We start from the raw sequence: 18,991 nt of genomic DNA, 5'->3' as shown, positions 1-18,991 counted from the left end.
CCCGCGTCGGACTCCGCCGCACCCGTCCGGACCCCATCGGACCCGTTCGGCCCCGACCGAATTCGACCGACTCCGACCGGACTTCTTCGAACTCCACCGGACTTCATCGACTTCATCGGACTTCATCGGACTTCATCGACGGCGCAGGCGCGGGGACGATGCGGACATCCCCGGCCAGGCTTAGCGCGGGCGTTGCGGGGCAGATCTGTGTCAACCAGGGTGAGGGGAGCGGCCATGCGTCGTGGAGGACCTTCGGTGCTCGGGATCGTGCTGGCGGGCGGTGAGGGCAAACGCCTGATGCCGCTGACCGCGGACCGGGCGAAACCCGCGGTCACCTTCGGCGGCACCTACCGCCTCGTCGACTTCGTCCTGTCCAACCTCGTCAACGCCGACATCCTGCGCATCTGCGTCCTGACGCAGTACAAGTCGCACTCGCTGGACCGGCACATCACCACGACCTGGCGGATGTCCAGCCTGCTGGGCAACTACGTCACGCCCGTCCCGGCGCAGCAGCGGCTCGGCCCGCGCTGGTACCTGGGCAGCGCCGACGCGATCCTGCAGTCGCTGAACCTGGTCTACGACGAACAGCCGGAGTACGTCGCGGTGTTCGGCGCCGACCACGTCTACCGCATGGACCCGCGGCAGATGCTCGCCCAGCACATCGACAGCGGGGCCGGGGTGACGGTGGCGGGCATCCGCGTACCGCGCGCGGAGTCCGCGGCGTTCGGCGTGATCACCCCCGGCTCGGACGGCCAGAGCGTCCAGCGCTTCCTGGAGAAGCCCACCGACCCGCCGGGCCTGCCCGGCGACCCGGAGAGCGTGTTCGCCTCGATGGGCAACTACCTCTTCACCACCAAGACGCTGATCGAGGCGCTCCAGCGGGACGCCGAGGACGACAGCTCGCCGCACGACATGGGCGGCTCGATCCTGCCCCAGCTCACCAGCCGGGGCGAGGCGCAGCTGTACGACTTCAGCGCCAACCACGTGCCCGGCGAGACCAGCCGAGACCAGGGTTACTGGCGGGACGTGGGCACCCTCGACGCGTACTACGACGCCCACATGGACCTGATCGCCGAGCGCCCTGCCTTCAACCTCTACAACCGGAGCTGGCCGATCTACACCCACTCCAACCAGTTGTCCCCGGCCCGTTTCAACGCCGGGGGCATCGCGGGCGAGTCGATCATCAGCGCCGGCTGTCTGATCCGCGGGCAGGTGACGCGGTCCGTGCTGTCGCCGGGCGTGGTGGTCGACCCGGGCGCGGTCGTCCAGGGCTCGGTCCTGCACGACAACGTCCACATCGGCCGGGGCGCGGTGGTGCGCGGGGCCGTCCTGGACAAGAACGTCGAGGTCCCGCCGGGCGCGACGATCGGCGTGAACCCGGAGCGGGACGCGGAGCTGTACACGGTCTCGAAGAACGGAGTGATCGCGCTGGGCAAGGGGCAGCGGGTTCCCTAGGCCCTGCCGTGTCACGCCCCGCCCCACCCCCTCCGGAAAATCAAACACGGTGTCGATCGCCGAAGTCCTGCCCGTTCGGGTCGCCTCCGGCGACACCCCGGAACGCCTGTGACCAGCGGGATTGATGGGGTGCCGTGACCGGGACTTAATCCGCTGTTTACTGAGCGTAGCCTGATCGCGCTTGACCGTAATCGCCCATGGCGCTTGACTGCTTGCTCAACCATCCCCTCGTCCACGCGAGGCAAGCCATTGACTTCCGACCTGCTCGCCCCTCTCGACCTGGCGTTCTGGAACATCGAGTCCGCCGAGCATCCGATGCACCTCGGCGCGCTCGGTGTCTTCTCGGCCCGCTCGCCCACCGCGGGCGCGCACGCGGCCGATCTGCTCGCCGCCCGCGCGGCCGTCGTGCCGGGGCTGCGGATGCGGATCCGGGACGTGTGGCAGCCGCTCGACCTGCGCAGGCCGCTGGCCTTCGGCGGTGCGGCCCGGGAGGCCGACCCGGAGTTCGACCCCGTCCACCATGTCCTGCTGCACGCCCCGACGGCCGATTTCCACGCGGAGGCGGGCCGGCTGATGGAGCGTCCGCTGGAGCGCGGCCGCCCGCCCTGGGAGGCGCATGTGCTGCCGGGCGCGGACGGCGACTGCTTCGCCGTGCTCTTCAAGTTCCACCACGCCCTCGCCGACGGCCTGCGCGCGCTGACGCTCGCCGCCGCGGTGCTCGACCCCCTCGACCTGCCCGCGCCCCGTCCGCGCCCGGCGCAGCCACCCGCGCGCGGCCTGCTGCCCGACGTGCGCAGGCTGCCGGGACTGCTGCGGGACGCGCTGTCCGACGCGGGCCGGGCCCTGGACATCGGCGCCTCCGTCGCCGTGTCCACCCTCGGCGGGCGAACCGTTCCCGCGCTGACCGCCGAACCCACCGGCACCCGGCGGATCGCCGGAGTGGTGATCGACCTCGACGACGTGCACCGGGTGCGCAAGACGGTGGGCGGCACCGTCAACGACGTACTGATCGCGGTCGTCGCCGGGGCGCTGCGCCGCTGGCTCGACGAACGCGGCGACGGCAGCGCCGGTGTCGCGCCCCGAGCGCTCATCCCCGTCTCCCGGCGCCGCCCGCGCACCGCGCACCCGCAGGGCAACCGGCTCTCGGGCTATTTGATACGGCTTCCCGTCGACGATCCGGACCCGCTCGGCCGGCTCGGCGCGGTCCGCGCGCAGATGGACCGCAACAAGGACGCGGGCCCGCACCGCGGCGCGGGCGCGGTCGCCCTGCTCGCCGACCACGTGCCCGCGCTCGGCCACCGGCTCGGCGGACCGCTGGTGAGCCAGGCGGCCCGGCTCTGGTTCGACATCCTGGTCACCAGCGTGCCGCTGCCCAGCCTCGGCCTGAAGCTCGGCGGCAACCCGGTCACCGAGGTCTACCCGCTGGCCCCGCTCGCCCGCGGCCAGTCCCTGGCGGTCGCCGTCTCGACCTATCGCGGCCGGGTCCACTACGGACTCGTCGCCGACGCCGAGGCCGTACCGGACCTGGACCGCTTCGCACGCGCCCTGGCGGAGGAGGTGGAGACGCTCATCACGGCCTGCGGCCCTTGACCGGTGAGCGGTTTTGTCCCGGGGTCGGGCGCTCCGTAGAATTCCCCGTTCGAAAGCGAGCGCGGTCGGAGCGCCGCGACGGGACCCCAGGGAACGGCAGCGCGATGACGGTGACAGAGCACGGCACGACGACCACGGACGACGTGGTGTACGGGCCCGGTATCGACCCGGAGCGACTGGCCGTCTGCCTCGGCGTGCTCGAGGAACTCGACGAACTGGACGTCGACCACCCCGACGCGATCACCGTGCGCCGGGCCACCGCGGCCATCTACCGCACGGTCAAGCAGCGCCGCCGCCAGGAGCGCCGGGCCGCCAAGACCGCGCACGACCGGGCGGTCACCGAGGCCACCGCGACCGGCTCCGCCCAGCGCATCGACGACGAGACCGAGGGCATCCTGCCGTCGTCGGTGACCGAGGAGGGGCAGATCGCGGGGATACTCCAGCGCCCGCGCTCCTGCTACACCTGCAAGTCCCGCTACGTCGAGGTCGACTACTTCTACCACCAGCTCTGCCCGGCGTGCGCCGCCGAGAACCGTGCCCGCCGCGACGCCCGCACCGACCTCACCGGCAAGCGCGCGCTGCTCACCGGCGGCCGCGCCAAGATCGGCATGTACATCGCGCTGCGGCTGCTGCGTGACGGTGCCCACACCACCATCACCACGCGCTTCCCGAACGACGCCGTCCGCCGGTTCAAGGCCATGGACGACTCGGCGGACTGGATCCACCGCCTGGAGGTCGTCGGCATCGACCTGCGCGACCCGGCCCAGGCCGTGGAGCTCGCCGACCGGATCGCCGCGCAGGGCCCGCTCGACATCCTGATCAACAACGCCACCCAGACCGTACGGCGGCTGCCGTCCGCGTACGCCGCGCTCGTCGAGGGCGAGAGCGCCCCGCTGCCGGCCGGTGAGCTGCCCGCCCGCCAGATCATCGGCGCCTTCAACTCCGGCGCCGTCGACGGACTGACCGCGCTGCCGGTCGGGGTCAGCGGTCTGGACGCGCAGAAGGTGGCCGATCTCGCCCTGGTCGCCGGCAACGCCAGCGTGGTCCGCCACCGCGAGGGCACGGCCATCGACGCCGGCGGTCTGGTCCCCGACGTGGTCGACACCAACACCTGGGTGCAGACCATCGAGCAGATCTCGCCCGTGGAGCTGCTGGAGACCCAGCTCTGCAACTACACGGCGCCGTTCATCCTGATCAGCAAGTTGCGGCCGCAGATGGCCGAGGCCGCGCGCAGGGCGTCCGCGAAGCGCGCGTACGTGGTCAACGTCTCCGCGATGGAAGGGGTGTTCGGCCGCGGCTACAAGGGCGCGGGCCACCCGAACACCAACGCCGCCAAGGCCGCCATGAACATGGTGACGCGGACCAGCGCCCAGGAGATGTTCGACACCGACGGCATCCTGATGACCTCGGTCGACACCGGCTGGATCACCGACGAGCGCCCGCACTACGACAAGCTGCGGCTGGCCGACGAGGGCTTCCACGCCCCCCTCGACCTGGTCGACGGCGCGGCCCGCGTCTACGACCCGATCGTGCGCGGCGAGGCGGGCGAGGACCTGTACGGCGTCTTCATGAAGGACTACGCGCCGGGCAAGTGGTGAGCCCCGCGCAGCCGGTCGTGGACCGCGTACCCCGCTGAGGAGTACGCGGCCCGCACCCGGGTGCCGCCGTCCACCAGCAGGTCGGCCCCGGTGATCCAGGCCGCCGCGTCGGACACCAGCCAGGCCACCGCCCGCGCGACGTCCTCGGGCTCCCCGATCCGGCCCGCCGGCAGCCCCGCGGCCACCTCCGCCTCGCCCGGCTCCCACACGAACCGCGCCAGGTCGGTGCGGACGAGGCCGGGGGAGACGGAGTTGACCCGCACCCCCGGCGCCAGCTCGCCCGCGAGCTGCCGGGTGAGGTGCAGCAGGGCCGCCTTGCTGGTCCCGTAGGCGCCGACGTGCGGGCCGACGTGCTCCGCGCCCTCGGTGCAGATGTTGACCACCGCGCCCCCGTGCTCCCGCAGCCACGCGTGCCAGGCGCACTGCACCAGCCGGAGCGGCGCCTCGACGTTGACGGCGAACGCCGCGCGCCAGGCCTCCGGGTCGACGGCCATCAGCGGCCCGTACGGCTGGTTCGTCGCCGCGTTGTTGACCACGACGTCGATGCGCCCGTACTCGCGCAGCACCAGCTCGGTCAGCTCACGCGGATGCCCGGGGTCGGCCACGCTGCCCGCGAGCCCGATGCCGCCCAGCTCCGCGGCGGTCCGCCGCACCGCGTCGGCGTCCCGCCCGGTGACGCACACCCGCGCCCCGGCGGCGGCGAGCTCCCGGGCGATCGCGCGCCCGATCCCTCGGGTGGCCCCGGTGACGACGGCGGTGCGGCCCGCCAGTCCGGAGGACGACGTCATCCGCGTACCGTCTCATGACGGTCCGTCAGTTACCAGGGCGGGGAGCGGAGTCGGCTCCGGCCGGTCGGTCCTCAGTCCACCGCCCGCAGGGTCGAGTGCCGCTCGGCCACCAGTTCCAGCACGGTCCGCCAGTCCTCCAGGACCCCGGCGTCGAACCCGGCGCCGCGGCCCTCCTCGGCCGCCTGGCGCAGGCTCGCCAGATCGTCCTCGGCGGAGCCGCTGAGCCAGGGGTGCCGGCGTATCAGCCGGGACACCCGCTGGCCCAGCAGCAGTCGCACCGCGTCGGCGGCGTGGGCGGCCTGACCGGCCGGATCGCCGGGCCGCAGCAGCTGCCCGATGGGGTGCACCAGGCCGGTCACCTGGAGTTCCTTGTCGGCGGGGCGGCTTCGGCGCAGCAGGGCCGCCGTCCGCAGCGCGTGCTCGTGCAGGTCGACCGGGGTCCGGGCGGGCTCCCGGGTGTCGCGGACGCCCCGGCAGGCGTACAGCAGGTCCATCAGCTCCTCGACGCTGTGCAGCTCCATGCGTCGGTCCTCCCGCGAGACAGCCGTTGCGGTACATCAGCAGATCATGGCCTGCTTGCCACTGGGCCAACGGCACTTGAACTGCCCGGCCCCTCGACGTCACTTTCCCCGCAGTAGGCCGAACGAGTGATAACTGAAAGGCGCGGAAGCCGACAAATAGGTTTAAATCAAAGGGTGATGCGCGAGGGTGACTTGCCAGAGTTACCCCAAGTTTTAACCACCCACTGAGCACTGCCCCGCTCATTTGGTTAATCTGTAGCCGACGGACAGCAGTAAGGGGTCCAACCCACACCCGAAGTCCGTCATGGGACAAGCCGGTCCACAGCGGCCTGCTCTCACTGCGAGTCAGCCGGCGCCACCGCGTCCGAACCGCTTCCGGAAATGACCCGAGCGGGCGTCGACAGAAGGCCGGAGAACCGGTCGGTACGTCCCGAGGGTGACCGACACATAAGGAGTGCGCGGTGACACCAGAGAAGACGAATCGCGAGGAGCGCCCCAAGGAACGCACGGAGCGCAGGGGCCGCCGGCCGGGGGAGATCGGCAGCCTCGACGTGTGGGCCCGGTCCGCCCCGATCCGCCTGGCGGGCTACGAGGACGACCTCGCCGAGCCCCACATCCTGCCCAGCGTGGACTGATCCCTCCCGGGGCAGGACCGTCGCGATCGCCGCACGCATGGGCGTGTCCGACTCACGCCCATGCGGATCAGCCAAGCGGGGAGACTCCTTCTAGTCCAGCGGCGCCGTCCGCCGCCAGGGCCGCAGCTCCTCCAACTGTTCCGCCAGGCGCAGCAGTCGCCCCTCCGAACCGGGTGGCCCCACCAGTTGTACGGCGGTGGGGGCGCCCGAGGGCAGCGTGCCGAGCGGTACCGCCATCGCCGGCCAGCCGGTCAGGTTCCACGGCGGGGTCAGCGGCGAGTAGTTCGTGTTGACCAGCACATTGCGCACCCAGCCGCGCTCGTGCCAGGGCGCCGACCTCGGCGAGCGCCGGGCGAGCGCCGGGGTCAGCAGTATGTCGTGCTCGGCGAAGAACGGCTCCAGCCGCCGCCGCAGCCGCTCGCGGCCCTCACCGGTGCGCACCCCGTCCAGGAACCGCTGCCCGACCGTGGCGTGCACCCGGGTGCGCCGGGCCAGCAGCCGCCGGTCCAGCCCCCGGGCGTCGACCGCCGAGCCCGCCGTCCAGTGCGCGAGCGAGGTGACACCGAGCGAGAGCGGGTAGGGCGGCTCGGCCCGGCGTACCTCGTGACCCGCGCCGGCCAGCAGCCGGGCGGCCTCCCGCACGGCGGTCGTGTACGGCGCGCTGATCGTGACCCCGGCCAGCGGGCTGCGCACCGACACGGCGATCCGGCGCCTGCCGGGCTCCTCCCCGCGCGTGAGCTCCGTGTCCGCCAGCACCGAGAACATCAGCCGTGCGTCCTCGACCGTGGTGGCCAGCGGACCGTTCTCGGACATGCCGAACCAGTCGCCGTCGCCGATCCCCGCGGGCACGACCCCGTGGCCCGGTTTGATGGTGACCAGGCCGCAGTTGGCCGCCGGGATCCGCAAGGAGCCCATGCCGTCGTTGCCGAGGGCGATCGGTACCATCCCGGCGGCGACCGCGGCCGCGCTGCCGCCCGACGAACCGCCCGCCGTGCGCGAGGGGTCCCACGGATTGCGGGCCGTGCCGTGGACGCCCTCCGTGGTACCGAAGATGCACAGTTCCGGCACGTTCGTCAGCCCCACGACCACCGCGCCCGCCGCCCGCAGCCGGGCCACGGTGACATGGTCCTCGGCGGCGGGCGTGTCCGGGGTGGCGGCCGAGCCGATCCGGGTGGACTCGCCGCGCACCGCGAGGTTGTCCTTGACGGCCACCGGCACGCCCGCGAGCGGCAGTTCGGCCAGATCGGCCCGGCCGGCCACCTCGTCGGCCTCGGCCAGCGCCGCCTCGGCCCGTACGGTGCGGAAGGCGCCGACGCCGGCGTCGAGGCGCTCGATCCGGGCGAGATGCTCGGCCACTACCTCGCGGGGCACGGCCCGCTTCTCGCGTACGGCGGCGGCGATCTCTGCGGCGGTCCGGCCGACCCAGCTGGTCACGGGCGCTCCTTGGTGCGGAGTGGTGCTACTTGCGAGTACTGGCGGTGCTGAGCGGGAGTTCCGAGGGCGAACTTCCAGTGCCGAGGGAGAACTCTGGGAGAACAATGCACCTGCGCAGGCCCCGCGTCGAGAGGTGGTGATCGAGTTCCCGCCCGGGGCTCAGCTCTCGACCTGTCCGCGCAGCCACTCCTCGACCTCACCCACGTGCGCGGCCGCCGCCGCGCGGGCCGCGTCGGGGTCCCGGGCGGCCAGCGCGCGGTGGATCGCCGCGTGTTCACGGCGGGTGCGCGCGAAGGCCCCCTCCTCCTGACAGCCGCGCCGGACCCGGGCCCGGAACGTGCGCGAGGACAGGCCCTCCAGGATCGCGGCCATGGTGTCGTTGCCCGCGGCCGCCGCGATCTCGCGGTGGAAGGCCAGGTCGTGGGCGAGGATCTCCTCCGGGTCGTCCGTGGCGTTCATGGCGGTCAGATGCCGCTCGACCTCGGCGAGCCGGTCCGGGGTGATCCGCGCGGCGGCCAGCGCGGCCGCCGTGGACTCCAGCACCCGGCGCACCTCCAGCAGCTCCAGCAGCCGCGGACCGCGGGACAGACCGGCGACGACACCGAAGGTCTCCAGCAGGTCGCCGGCCTCCAGCCGGGTGACGTAGATACCGGAGCCGTGCCGGGCCTCCAGCACGCCCATGACCGTGAGCGCGCGGATCGCCTCCCGCATCGAGCTGCGCGAGATGCCCAGCTCGGCGGCGAGGTCGCGTTCCGTCGGCAGCCGCTGGCCCGGCTCCAGCAGGCCCTGGCCGATCATCGCCTTGATCCGCTCGATGGCGCGCTGGGTCACCGTGCCCCGGGACCGGTCGGCCCCGCCTCCCGCCTCCCGCCCGCCGGTCCGCGCCCCGGTCTCGTCCACGCCGCTCCTCCCGTCGTACGCGCCGCGATCCGACCACGCAGGTGGTCCGACCACTGGGGCTCGAAATCGGGGACATCCGCCCCCGAAGGGGGCCGTTTTCCCGAAGTGGTCCGATAATTATGCGGGCAGCCGCTCGACCGCAACACCGCCAGGAGCCGAACCGCGTCCCCCGAGTTCCCCGTCCCGCAGTCGACCGAAAGGCCCGTCGTGCCCTCTGCGTCGTCCCCGGTGCCCCCGCCGTCATCGTCGTCCCCGCCGTCATCGTCGTCTCCCGTGTCCCCGTCCCGCGCCCGTGTCGTCGCGGTCGACACCTACGACATCCGCTTCCCCACCTCGCGCGAGCTCGACGGCTCCGACGCGATGAACCCGGACCCCGACTACTCGGCGGCGTACGTCGTCCTGCGCACCGACGCGGCCGACGGGGACGAGGGACACGGCTTCGCCTTCACCATCGGGCGGGGCAACGAGGTGCAGGTCGCCGCGATCGAGGCGCTGCGCGGCCATGTGGTCGGACGGGACGTCGCCGAGCTGTGCGCCGACCCCGGCAGCCTCGGCCGCGACCTGACCGGCGACAGCCAACTGCGCTGGCTCGGGCCCGAGAAGGGCGTGATGCACATGGCGATCGGGGCCGTCGTCAACGCCGCGTGGGACCTCGCCGCCAAGCGCGCGGGCAAGCCGCTGTGGCGGCTCCTCGCCGACGCGGACCCGGCCTGGCTCGTGGACCAGGTCGACTTCCGCTACCTCTCGGACGCGCTGACCCCCGCGGAGGCCCTGGACCTGCTGCGCCGGGGCAGGCGGGGCGCGGACGGGCGCCGGGCCCGCCTGCTGGAGCACGGCTTCCCCGCCTACACCACCTCACCGGGCTGGCTCGGCCACGACGACGACAAGCTCGCCCGGCTCGCCGCGCGGGCCGTCGCCGACGGGTTCCGGCAGATCAAGCTGAAGGTCGGCGCGGACCTGGCGGACGACGTACGCCGCTGCCGGGTCGCCCGCGCGGCGGTGGGCCCCGGCATCAGGATGGCGATCGACGCCAACCAGCGCTGGGACGTCGACGAGGCGATCGCCTGGACCAGGGCGCTGGCCGAGTTCAACCCCTACTGGATCGAGGAGCCCACCAGCCCCGACGACATCCTCGGCCACGCGGCGATCCGCCGGGCCGTCGCCCCGGTGAAGGTGGCCACCGGCGAGCACGTCCAGAACAGGATCGTCTTCAAACAGCTCCTCCAGGCCGGCGCCGTCGACATCGTGCAGCTCGACGCGGCCCGGGTCGGCGGTGTCAACGAGAACCTCGCCGTGCTGCTGCTCGCGGCCAAGTCCGGGGTGCCGGTGTGTCCGCACGCCGGCGGGGTCGGGCTGTGCGAACTCGTCCAGCACCTGTCGATGTTCGACTACGTCGCGCTCTCCGGCACCACCGACGACCGGGTCATCGAGTACGTCGACCATCTGCACGAGCACTTCGTCGCCCCGGTGGTCGTCCGCGAGGGCCACTACACGGCACCCGCCGCGCCGGGCTTCTCGGCCGCCCTGCGGCCCGACTCGATCGAGCGGTACACCTACCCCGGCGGCACCTTCTGGGCCGCCGACCTCGCATCGCGCGAGGGGCAGGCCGCATGAGCGACTTCGACGGCCTCAAGGCGCTGGTGACCGGCGGCGCCTCCGGCATCGGCCGGGCCACCGCGGAACTGCTCGCCGCCCGGGGCGCCCGGGTCGCCGTCCTCGACCTGGACCCCTCGGCCGTGACCGAGCCCCTGCTCGCCCACCGCGCCGACGTCGGCGACGACGCCTCCGTACGGCAGGCGGTGGCCGCCGCCGTCGCCGACCTCGGCGGACTCGACGTCCTGGTGAACAACGCGGGCATCGGCGCGCAGGGCACCGTCGAGGACAACGACGACGCCGAGTGGCACCGCGTGCTGGACGTCAACGTCCTCGGGATGGTCCGCACCGCCCGCGCCGCGCTGCCGTACCTGCGCGAGTCGGCCCACGCGGCCGTCGTGCAGACCTGCTCGATCGCGGCCACCGCCGGTCTGCCGCGGCGGGCGCTGTACGGCGCGACGAAGGGCGCCGTGCTCGCCCTCACCCTCGCCATGGCCGCCGACCACCTCCACGAGGGCATCCGCGTCAACTGCGTCAACCCCGGTACGGCCGACACCCCCTGGATCGGGCGGCTGCTGGACGCCGCCGACGACCCGGCCGCCGAACGGGCCGCGCTGGAGGCCCGCCAGCCCAGCGGCCGGCTGGTCACCGCGGCCGAGGTCGCGGGCGCCATCGCCTATCTGGCGAGCCCGCTGTCCGGCGCCACCACCGGCACCGCGCTCGCGGTCGACGGCGGGATGCAGGGCCTGCGCCCGCGCCCCGCGGCACAACGATGAGCACGCCCCGCGCCGCGGCGGTGCGCACCCTCGGCCGCAGCGGCGTCGAGGTCACCGCCCTGGCCTTCGGCGGCGCCGGGATCGGCAACCTGTTCACCGAGGTCGGCGAGGAGCAGGCGCACGCCGCCGTCACCGCCGCCTGGCGGCACGGCATCCGCTCCTTCGACACCGCACCGCACTACGGCCTCGGCCTGTCCGAGCGCCGCCTCGGCGCCGCCCTGCGCGGCCGTCCGCGGTCGGAGTACACCGTCTCCACCAAGGTGGGCCGCCGCCTGGAGCCGTCGGACGGCACGGGCGACGACCTCGCGGCCGGGTTCGCCGTGCCCGCGACCCACCGCCGCGTGTGGGACTTCAGCGCGGACGGCGTACGGCGCGCCCTGGACGCCGGTCTGGACCGGCTCGGCCTCGACCGGGTGGACGTCGTCTACCTCCACGATCCCGACGACCACGCCGAACAGGCCTTCCGCGAGGGCTACCCGGCGCTGGCTGAGCTGCGCGCGCAGGGCGTGGTCGGCGCGATCGGCGCGGGCATGAACCAGGCGGAGATGCTCACCCGCTTCGTCCGGGAGACCGACGTCGACGTGGTGCTGTGCGCGGGCCGCTACACCCTGCTCGACCAGAGCGCGCTCACCGGCCTGCTGCCCGCCGCCCTCGCCCGCGGCACCTCCGTCGTCGTCGGCGGCGCCTTCAACTCCGGCCTGCTGGCCGACCCGAGACCGGGCGCGACCTACAACTACGCGGTCGCCCCGGACGAGTTGCTGGCCCGCGCCGGCCGACTCAAGTCCGTCGCGGACCGGCACGGAACCACCCTGCGGGCCGCCGCGCTCGCCTTCTGCGCCGCGCACCCGGCGGTCGTGAGCGTCCTCGTCGGCGCCCGCTCGGCGGCCGAAGTCGACGACTGCGCGACCCGGTTCGCGACGCCGGTGCCCGCCTCCTTCTGGCGGGAACTGCGGGACACCGGCCTGCTGCCCGCCGAGGCGCCCGTCCCGGGGGAGGAGCCGACATGAAGCGCGCCCCGCGCACCGGAGTCCGGGAGCCGTCGTGACCGTCGACGCCCACCACCACGTCTGGGACCTGTCCGTCCGGGACCAGGACTGGCTGCACGCCCCCGGACTCGGGCCGCTGCGCCGGAACTTCACGATCGGCGACCTCGAACCCGAGGCCCGCGCGGCCGGGGTCGACCGCACGGTCCTCGTCCAGACGGTCACCGTGGCCGAGGAGACCCCGGAACTGCTGGCGCTGGCCGCCGGGCACGAGCTGATCGCCGGGGTGGTCGGCTGGACCGACCTCACCCGCCCGGACGTCGCCGACGAACTCGCCCGGCTGCGCGAACTCCCGGGCGGCGACCGCCTCAAGGGCATCCGCCACCAGGTCCAGGGGGAGCCGGACCCACGGTGGCTGCTGCGTGCGGACGTACGCCGTGGCCTGGCCGCCGTGGCGGCGGCGGGACTGGTCCACGACCTCGTGGTGCTGCCGCACCAGCTCCCCGCCTGCGCGGCGGCCGCCGCCGACCACGAGGGGCTCACCTTCGTCCTCGACCATCTGGGCAAGCCGCCCGTCGCCTCGGGCGGGCGGGAGCCGTGGGCGAGCGCCGTGCGCGCCCTCGCCGCCCGCCCCAACACGGTCTGCAAGCTGTCGGGCCTGGTCGCGGAGGCCGGCCGGGAGACCTGGCGGACGGCCGATCTGCGCCCCTGGGCGGACACCGTGCTGGACGCCTTCGGCCCGCACCGGCTGATGTTCGGCTCGGACTGGCCGGTGTGCACGCTGGCCGCGACCTACGCCGAGGTGCACGCGACCGCGCGACGGCTGACCGCGGGGCTCGGCCGGGCCGAGCGCGCGCTGCTCTTCGAGGGCACCGCCACCGCGGTCTACGGTCTCGGACCGGCGCCCGGGACGCCCGCGCCCTGAGCGCCACCGGCCGACACCGCCGGGCACCTTGCCGACGCCGCTGGGCACCCTCCCGACGGCGTCGGCAGGTGGAGGCGGCGCTCAGGACGACCGCTGGGCCACTCCCGCGAGCCGGGTCGGCGGCAGGTACTCCCGTACGTACACCCGCTCCCAGCACGCCCCGGTCTCCCGCAGTTCGCGCCAGGTGGTGTAGCGGTAGCGGAAGAGGCGGGCGCGGACGAAGTGCGGCGGCTCGTCCGCCGGGAACGGGGAGCGCCTGAGCAGCTTCAGCGTGTCGCGGTCGTTCTCCAGGAGCCGCTCCACCAGCGCGCCGAACCACGTCCCGGCGTAGCCGGGCGACAGCGCGGCGAACCACATCAGCCAGTCCAGCCGCAGATGGTACGGAGCGAACTGGCGCGGCCAGTGCCGTGGGTCGCCCGGCTTGCCCCGGAACTCGTACTCCCGCCAGTCCGCGTCCTCGTGCGGCGCGGCGTCGCGCGTGCCCTCGACCACCACCTCGTAGCGGACCCGGCTGACGCTGCCGAACGCGCCGTAGGTGTTCACCAGGTGCAGCGGGTCGAAGGACCGGTTCATGACCTGCCGCCGGGAGATCATGTTCACCACCGGGTGGTGGCTGAGGAACAGCAGCAGCGCGGCGACGGCGAGGACCACCACCTCGTACCAGAGCGGTGCCGCGGACGGCTGCGGCGGGGATCCGGGCAGCCGCAGCGCGGGCACGGCCAGCACGATGGTGATCCAGTTCAGCCAGGCGAAGTTGCCCGACAGCACCAGCCACAGCTGGGTGACGATCATCAGGGCCGCGGCGGCTCCGGCGACGGGCTGCGGGGTGAACAGCAGGAAGGGGACGATCAGCTGGGTGACGTGGTTGGCCGCCACCTCCGCCCGGTGCAGCGGCTTGGGCAGACGATGGAAGAACCAGCTCAGCGGTCCCGGCATGGGCTGGGTCTCGTGGTGGTGGTAGAGACAGGTCAGCTTCCGCCAGCACGCGTCGCCGCGCATCTTGATCAGACCCGCCCCGAACTCCACCCGGAACAGGATCCAGCGCAGCAGGAACAGCACCACCACCGGCGGGGCCACCTTGTCGTTGCCCAGGAAGACGGCCAGGAAGCCCACCTCCAGCAGCAGGGACTCCCAGCCGAACGAGTACCAGGTCTGGCCCACGTTCACGATCGACAGGTACAGCGCCCAGGGCAGCAGCCACAGCAGCATCCCGCCCCACAGGGGCAGCAGGGAGTCCACGCCCGCGAGCAGGGCCGCCGAGACCGCGCAGCCCGCCCAGGCCCAGCCCGCGAAGAAGCGGTCGGAGTAGTGCAGATGGAACACGCTGGGCGCCAGCCGGAACGGCATCCGGGCGACGAAGCGGGGCACCGGCAGCATCCCGCGCTCGCCCATCAGCGGCCTGAACTGGCGGGCCGCCGCCAGGAACGCCACGAGGTACACGGCGGCCAGTCCCCGCTGGAAGACCAGCCGGGTCAGCCCGTACTCGGTTGCGCTGAACCAGTTCACGGCCGCTCCCTCTCCTCCATTCTGCCGCCCTCACGCTCCGTGTCCGATGCCTCCGGTTGCGTAACCCAAGTGAATGACGCAAACAATAGTCCTGAATCACCCGAAATGATGTGAATCATTCAAAATGATCCAGGAGTGCGCGGTGCGGACAATCATCAGAACCTTCGTCCTGGTCTGCGCGCTCTCGACGGCGCTCCTGGTGGCCGGCTGCGGCAAAGGGGCGCCCGAGCGGCCGGGGCGGACCACGGGGTCGCCCCGGCCGCGCACCGACGTGGACCCGCGCCACGCCGCCCTGCCGGGCGAGTCCGGCATCGCCGCCGCGACGAGCGCCCCGGACTCGCTCTCGGACGAGGTGGGCCCCGCGCGCGTGCCGGAGATACCGGACCTGCCCGACGGCGGCGGCCTCATCCCCGACGACCCGGACACCGGTGACGACTCCGGCGCCCCGGTCGGTACGGACGGTACCGATGGCACGGACGGTGTGGTCGGCACGGACGGCCTGACCGGCACGGCCGGCGCGGACGACTCCGGCCTCGTGGGCGGTGCGGCGGGCGACCTCGCGGACGGCGCCGCCGGAAGCATCTTCGACAGCCCCACCGATCTCTTCGCCCACTGATCCGGTGCCGGGCCGTGCGCACCGGGGGCGACGGACCGTGCGCACCGGTCGAAGAATCAGACGAATACTGGCAAAGTGGGCCCATGGCTGATCGGGGAGCGAGCGCCGTGTCACTCCCGGACGACTGGCCCGCCCACCCGGATCCCATTCTGGCGCTCAACCGCATGGGCAGCTTCGACTGGGACCTGGACACGGGCCTGCTCCACATGGACGCCCTCGCCCACGACATCTTCGACGTGCGCCCCGACGAATACGACGGACACCCGGAGACCCTTTCCGTGCGGGTCCCCCAGACCGAGGGCCTGCGGCTGGACACCCTGGTCACCCAGGCGATCAAGGACGGCAGCGAGAACTACGGCGCCTACTTCCGGCTCCGCTGCCGCGACGGAACCCTGCGCTGGACCCACACCCAGGGCTACATCAGACGCGACGAGACGGGCCGCCCGCGCCGGATCGTGGGCATCGTCCGCGACGCCACCCAGGAACTCGGCGACCTCGCCGAACGTCAGGACGCGGCCGACCTGGACGACGCCCGCCGGGAGCAGACCAACGTCGTACAGCTCACCACGGCCGCCCTCGCCCACGCCCGTACCGTCCGCGACGTCATCGACGTGCTCAAGGACACCCACGGTCTCACCCACCTCGGGGCGACCAGCCTGGTCATGGGGCTCGTCGAGGCGGGCCGCATCCGGCTGGTCGCCGAGGGGCCCGAGGGCAGCTTCGTGCCCGGCACCCTGGTCACCCGCATCGACGACCCGTACCCGATGAGCGAGGTCGTACGCACCCTCAGCCCCCGGTTCATCGAGTCGCCGGAGGAGTTCGCCGCCGGATACCCGGTCCTCTGGCCCGGCCTCGCCGACCTGGACATCACCTCCGCCGCCTATCTGCCGCTCATCGTGCAGGCCCGCCCGATCGGCGCCATGGGCCTGCTCTACGGCGACCGCCGCGGCTTCACCCCCGAGGAACGCAACATCCTCGTCGCCCTCGGCAGCAGCATCGCCCAGAGCCTGCAGCGGGCCATGTTCTACGAGCAGGAGAAGGACATCGCCCAGGGCCTGCAACAGGCCATGCTGCCGCGCACCATCCCCAGCGTGCCCGGCGCCGACGTGGCGGTCCGCTACCGGGCGGCCAGCGTCGGCGGGGCCCACGGCCGGGACATCGGCGGCGACTGGTACGACCTGATCCCGTTGCCGGGCGGGCGGGTCGGCGCCGTCATCGGCGACGTCCAGGGCCACGACACGCACGCTGCCGCGGTCATGGGCCAGCTGCGCATCGTGCTGCGCGCCTACGCCGCCGAGGGGCACCCGCCGGCCACCGTGATGGCCCGCGCCTCCCTCTTCCTGCGCGAACTGGACACCGAGCGCTTCGCCACCTGCCTGTACGCGGAGGCCGACCTGTCCACCGGCGTGGTCCAGGTGGTCCGGGCCGGCCACCTCGACCCGCTGCTGCGGGCGCCCGACGGGACCTGCCGCCGGGTCGCCGTCCCGGGCGGGCTGCCGCTGGGCCTGTCCGCGGAGTTCGGCAGCCTCGCCTACCCGGTCGGCACCATCGAGCTCGATCCCGGCCACACCCTGCTGCTGTGCACCGACGGCCTGGTCGAACAGCCCGGTGCCGACCTCGACGACGGGATGAAGACGCTCACCGCGCTCGTCGCCGAGGGCCCCGACGGCGTCCGCGAGCTGGCCGGCCGGCTGATCGAGGTGGCCGACGAACGCGGCGGCGACGACGACGTGGCGCTGCTCCTGCTGCACCGCCGCCGCCCGGACAGCCGGCAGTCCGGCGGCCGCATCCGCCAGCACGTGGCCCCCGGCGATCCGCAGGCGCTCATCCACGCCCGCCACATGCTGCGGACCGCGGTCCGCTCCTGGGGCGCGCGCGACCGCACCGACGAGGTCGAACTGGTGGCCGATGAACTGATCACCAACGCGCTCATGCACACCGAGGGCGCCGCGATCCTCACCCTGCGGGTCCTCGTCGGCGCGGGTCGCCGGCTGCGGGTCGAGGTCGAGGACTCCTCAAGCGCCCTGCCGCGCCGTCGTGAGGTCGGGGAGGCCGGGGTCGCGGGCCGGGGTCTGCTGCTGGTGGACCGGCTCACCGACATGTGGGGCGTGGAGGCACGGGGCGGCGGGAAGTGCGTGTGGTGCGAGTTCGTGATGCCCGAGCGGCCCTGACCACGTCGGCCGGCGCCCGGCCCGCTTCGGCCGGGGTCCGTCGGCGTCCGGCCAGGGCGCGCCCCCTGCCGGCACTCTGGACGTAGGCCGGAACTCCCCGAGGCGGCGACTCCGTGAAGCGTCCCCTTCCGGACCGGGTCTCAGTTCGGTGCGGGCAGGGTCACCAGGTGCTCGCCGTCGGCCGTGCGGACCTCGTACTGGACGATCTGGTCGGAGTGGAGCGTCGAGCCGCCGTGCATGGTGAGGGGGCGGGCGTCGTGGGTCGGGACCATCCAGCTCGCCAGGGTCTGCTCCGAGCCGTCGCCGGCGACCGCGACCAGGCGGCAGGAGCGCGGGCCCGCCCCGTCCTTGACCTGGAGTTCGACCTCGCTGCCGTACGCCTCGTCCTGGGTCGTGAGCTGGGCCCAGACGCCCGACCGTTCGTCGGTCGCCGTGACCCGTGCCGTTTCGTTGCCGCCGCCCAGCGTGGTCGAGAGCACGCCTCCCGCCAGCGCGACCACCACGGAGGCGGCCAGGGCGAACAGCAGCCGGCGGCGCTGGGCCCGGTGCCGGGAGGCGACCTCGCCCAGGAGCCTGTCCAGCAGTTGGGGGCCGGGACCGGCCATCGGGTGCACGGAGCGCGGCGTCGCCTTCCGGTACAGCAGCAACTGCCGTGCCGTGGGGCCGAATTCGGTGACCTGCGCGGCGCACTGAGGGCACTCCATGAGGTGGTCCTCGAAGCGGAAGGCCTCCACCTCGTCCAGGAGGCCGAGCGCGTACGCGCCGACGTCTCGATGCCTTTCCAGGGACCTCATGCGGAATCCTTGTGCCTTTGGGTGTCGGTGGGGTTACTGCTTGCTCCCACCGGTACGCACCAGGCTGCCGAATCACTCAAGGCCCGCACCGAATCGTAACCAACGAGTTCGTAGCCGTCGGTTCCACGGATTGGTCGGATTCTAGAAAAGATGGATCGCGAGGTGTCCGAGGGGCAGTCCGAGCTGCCACGCGGGCGTCCACACCTTCGGTCCGTCGTCCTCGCCGACCTGCGAACCTCCGCCCGGTACGGCGTTCAGATCGGGTGCGAGCAGCTCGGTCTCCCGGAGCCAGCGCCAGGCCGTCGCCGCCAGCTCCAGGTCCGCCGCCGGTCCCGCCGACTCGGCCGCGTCGGCGGTGAGTTGGGTCATCCGCTCGTGCACCCACTCCTGCCACGGCTGGTCGTACGCCGTCAGCGAGAGCCAGGTCTCCAGTTGGGTGATGACCCGGATGCCGGAGAGCTCGCCGTCCGTGTCGGACAGGAAGATCGTGAGGGCCAGGGCGTCCCGCCCGGCGCGGAACTCGAAGGACGTCGGCGGCATCAGATCGCCGGTCCGCAGCAGTTCGTCGGCGATGTACTCGGCATACAACCAGGCCATGGGGACGGTCAGTTCACCGCCGTCGGTGCCGTCCGTCTCCTGCTCACCTCTGTGCAGCATCCCTTCCTGCCTTCCTCCGTTGCGTGCGCGTTGCCCGAACCCGGGCCCC

At 73.2% G+C, this 18,991-nt stretch carries 17 protein-coding genes; 10 read left to right on the top strand and 7 right to left on the bottom strand.

Going from position 1 to position 18,991, the window contains the following annotated elements; translation table 11 throughout:
* The first annotated feature begins 234 nt into the window (after positions 1-234).
* The 3 genes from glgC (at position 235) to ACZ60B_RS06625 (ending at position 4,643) form a co-directional block, all read left to right on the top strand.
* On the top strand, positions 235-1,455 hold the full coding sequence (gene glgC, locus ACZ60B_RS06635) for a glucose-1-phosphate adenylyltransferase (RefSeq protein WP_469384761.1): 1,221 nt from the start codon (positions 235-237) through the stop codon (positions 1,453-1,455).
* A 249-nt stretch (positions 1,456-1,704) separates the two neighbouring features.
* Entirely contained in the window at positions 1,705-3,045 is a 1,341-nt protein-coding gene (locus tag ACZ60B_RS06630) for a wax ester/triacylglycerol synthase family O-acyltransferase (RefSeq protein ID WP_469384760.1), read from the top strand.
* Between the two features lie 104 nt (positions 3,046-3,149).
* Positions 3,150-4,643 carry an SDR family NAD(P)-dependent oxidoreductase gene (locus ACZ60B_RS06625; protein ID WP_450662973.1) on the top strand — a complete coding sequence of 498 codons (1,494 nt, stop codon included), beginning with the start codon at positions 3,150-3,152 and terminating at the stop codon, positions 4,641-4,643.
* Here the strand turns inward: ACZ60B_RS06625 and ACZ60B_RS06620 are convergent.
* Together ACZ60B_RS06620 and ACZ60B_RS06615 are read right to left on the bottom strand one after the other, a co-directional pair.
* On the bottom strand, positions 4,622-5,431 hold the full coding sequence (locus tag ACZ60B_RS06620; RefSeq protein WP_469384758.1) for an SDR family oxidoreductase: 810 nt from the start codon (positions 5,429-5,431) through the stop codon (positions 4,622-4,624). The two genes, ACZ60B_RS06625 and ACZ60B_RS06620, sit on opposite strands and share 22 nt — an antisense overlap.
* Before the next feature lie 71 nt (positions 5,432-5,502).
* Positions 5,503-5,952 carry a hypothetical protein gene (locus ACZ60B_RS06615; RefSeq protein ID WP_469384756.1) on the bottom strand — a complete coding sequence of 150 codons (450 nt, stop codon included), beginning with the start codon at positions 5,950-5,952 and terminating at the stop codon, positions 5,503-5,505.
* Between the two features lie 461 nt (positions 5,953-6,413).
* On the opposite strand from ACZ60B_RS06615, the gene ACZ60B_RS06610 reads away from it, so the two are divergent.
* Complete coding sequence (locus tag ACZ60B_RS06610; RefSeq protein ID WP_450662976.1) at positions 6,414-6,587, top strand: hypothetical protein; 174 nt, start codon at positions 6,414-6,416, stop codon at positions 6,585-6,587.
* A 90-nt stretch (positions 6,588-6,677) separates the two neighbouring features.
* Here ACZ60B_RS06610 and ACZ60B_RS06605 read toward each other — a convergent pair whose 3' ends face one another.
* Complete coding sequence (locus tag ACZ60B_RS06605; RefSeq protein ID WP_469384753.1) at positions 6,678-8,021, bottom strand: amidase; 1,344 nt, start codon at positions 8,019-8,021, stop codon at positions 6,678-6,680.
* Between the two features lie 159 nt (positions 8,022-8,180).
* On the bottom strand, positions 8,181-8,921 hold the full coding sequence (locus ACZ60B_RS06600) for a FadR/GntR family transcriptional regulator (RefSeq protein WP_469384751.1): 741 nt from the start codon (positions 8,919-8,921) through the stop codon (positions 8,181-8,183).
* Between the two features lie 273 nt (positions 8,922-9,194).
* On the opposite strand from ACZ60B_RS06600, the gene ACZ60B_RS06595 reads away from it, so the two are divergent.
* From ACZ60B_RS06595 to ACZ60B_RS06580, 4 genes are read left to right on the top strand one after another with little or no spacing between them, the layout of a single operon-like run.
* Positions 9,195-10,535 carry an enolase C-terminal domain-like protein gene (locus ACZ60B_RS06595; RefSeq protein ID WP_469384749.1) on the top strand — a complete coding sequence of 447 codons (1,341 nt, stop codon included), beginning with the start codon at positions 9,195-9,197 and terminating at the stop codon, positions 10,533-10,535.
* Entirely contained in the window at positions 10,532-11,290 is a 759-nt protein-coding gene (locus ACZ60B_RS06590; protein ID WP_469384747.1) for an SDR family NAD(P)-dependent oxidoreductase, read from the top strand. Before ACZ60B_RS06595 ends, ACZ60B_RS06590 begins: the two co-directional genes overlap by 4 nt.
* A 20-nt stretch (positions 11,291-11,310) precedes the next feature.
* Complete coding sequence (locus ACZ60B_RS06585) at positions 11,311-12,297, top strand: aldo/keto reductase (RefSeq protein WP_469385068.1); 987 nt, start codon at positions 11,311-11,313, stop codon at positions 12,295-12,297.
* Positions 12,298-12,331: 34 nt separating this feature from the next.
* Entirely contained in the window at positions 12,332-13,198 is an 867-nt protein-coding gene (locus tag ACZ60B_RS06580) for an amidohydrolase family protein (protein ID WP_469384745.1), read from the top strand.
* Positions 13,199-13,279: 81 nt separating this feature from the next.
* On the opposite strand, the gene ACZ60B_RS06575 is transcribed toward ACZ60B_RS06580, so the two are convergent.
* A complete protein-coding gene (locus tag ACZ60B_RS06575; protein WP_469384744.1) occupies positions 13,280-14,704 on the bottom strand; it encodes a lipase maturation factor family protein in 1,425 nt (474 codons plus the stop codon).
* 142 nt (positions 14,705-14,846) lie between these two features.
* Here ACZ60B_RS06575 and ACZ60B_RS06570 point away from each other — a divergent pair, with 142 nt between their 5' ends.
* Both ACZ60B_RS06570 and ACZ60B_RS06565 read left to right on the top strand, forming a co-directional pair.
* Positions 14,847-15,320: a hypothetical protein gene (locus tag ACZ60B_RS06570; RefSeq protein WP_469384742.1), complete on the top strand. Its 474-nt coding sequence runs from the start codon at positions 14,847-14,849 to the stop codon at positions 15,318-15,320.
* Positions 15,321-15,403: 83 nt separating this feature from the next.
* The gene (locus ACZ60B_RS06565; protein WP_469384740.1) at positions 15,404-17,491 is read left to right on the top strand and encodes a SpoIIE family protein phosphatase; all 2,088 of its coding nucleotides are present in this window, start codon (positions 15,404-15,406) and stop codon (positions 17,489-17,491) included.
* 140 nt (positions 17,492-17,631) lie between these two features.
* On the opposite strand, the gene ACZ60B_RS06560 is transcribed toward ACZ60B_RS06565, so the two are convergent.
* Both ACZ60B_RS06560 and ACZ60B_RS06555 read right to left on the bottom strand, forming a co-directional pair.
* Positions 17,632-18,285 (bottom strand): zf-HC2 domain-containing protein, encoded by a 654-nt coding sequence (locus tag ACZ60B_RS06560; RefSeq protein ID WP_469384739.1) that lies wholly within the window; start codon positions 18,283-18,285, stop codon positions 17,632-17,634.
* Positions 18,286-18,426: 141 nt separating this feature from the next.
* Positions 18,427-18,942: a hypothetical protein gene (locus ACZ60B_RS06555; RefSeq protein ID WP_469384736.1), complete on the bottom strand. Its 516-nt coding sequence runs from the start codon at positions 18,940-18,942 to the stop codon at positions 18,427-18,429.
* Positions 18,943-18,991 lie beyond the last annotated feature (49 nt).

Source organism: Streptomyces sp. NPDC104096 (assembly GCF_055584385.1).
Note: the sequence above shows the minus strand (reverse complement) of the source record. Positions and strands in the feature narration are given on the sequence as shown.

What these genes read in the sequence shown, in the direction of transcription:
- ACZ60B_RS06625 (WP_450662973.1), top strand. Translation starts at nt 3,150, where the DNA reads ATGACGGTGACAGAGCACGGCACGACGACCACGGACGACGTGGTGTAC.
- ACZ60B_RS06565 (WP_469384740.1), top strand. Translation starts at nt 15,404, where the DNA reads ATGGCTGATCGGGGAGCGAGCGCCGTGTCACTCCCGGACGACTGGCCC.
- ACZ60B_RS06615 (WP_469384756.1), bottom strand. Translation starts at nt 5,952, where the DNA reads ATGGAGCTGCACAGCGTCGAGGAGCTGATGGACCTGCTGTACGCCTGC.
- ACZ60B_RS06560 (WP_469384739.1), bottom strand. Translation starts at nt 18,285, where the DNA reads ATGAGGTCCCTGGAAAGGCATCGAGACGTCGGCGCGTACGCGCTCGGC.
- ACZ60B_RS06590 (WP_469384747.1), top strand. Translation starts at nt 10,532, where the DNA reads ATGAGCGACTTCGACGGCCTCAAGGCGCTGGTGACCGGCGGCGCCTCC.
- ACZ60B_RS06555 (WP_469384736.1), bottom strand. Translation starts at nt 18,942, where the DNA reads ATGCTGCACAGAGGTGAGCAGGAGACGGACGGCACCGACGGCGGTGAA.
- ACZ60B_RS06620 (WP_469384758.1), bottom strand. Translation starts at nt 5,431, where the DNA reads ATGACGTCGTCCTCCGGACTGGCGGGCCGCACCGCCGTCGTCACCGGG.
- glgC (WP_469384761.1), top strand. Translation starts at nt 235, where the DNA reads ATGCGTCGTGGAGGACCTTCGGTGCTCGGGATCGTGCTGGCGGGCGGT.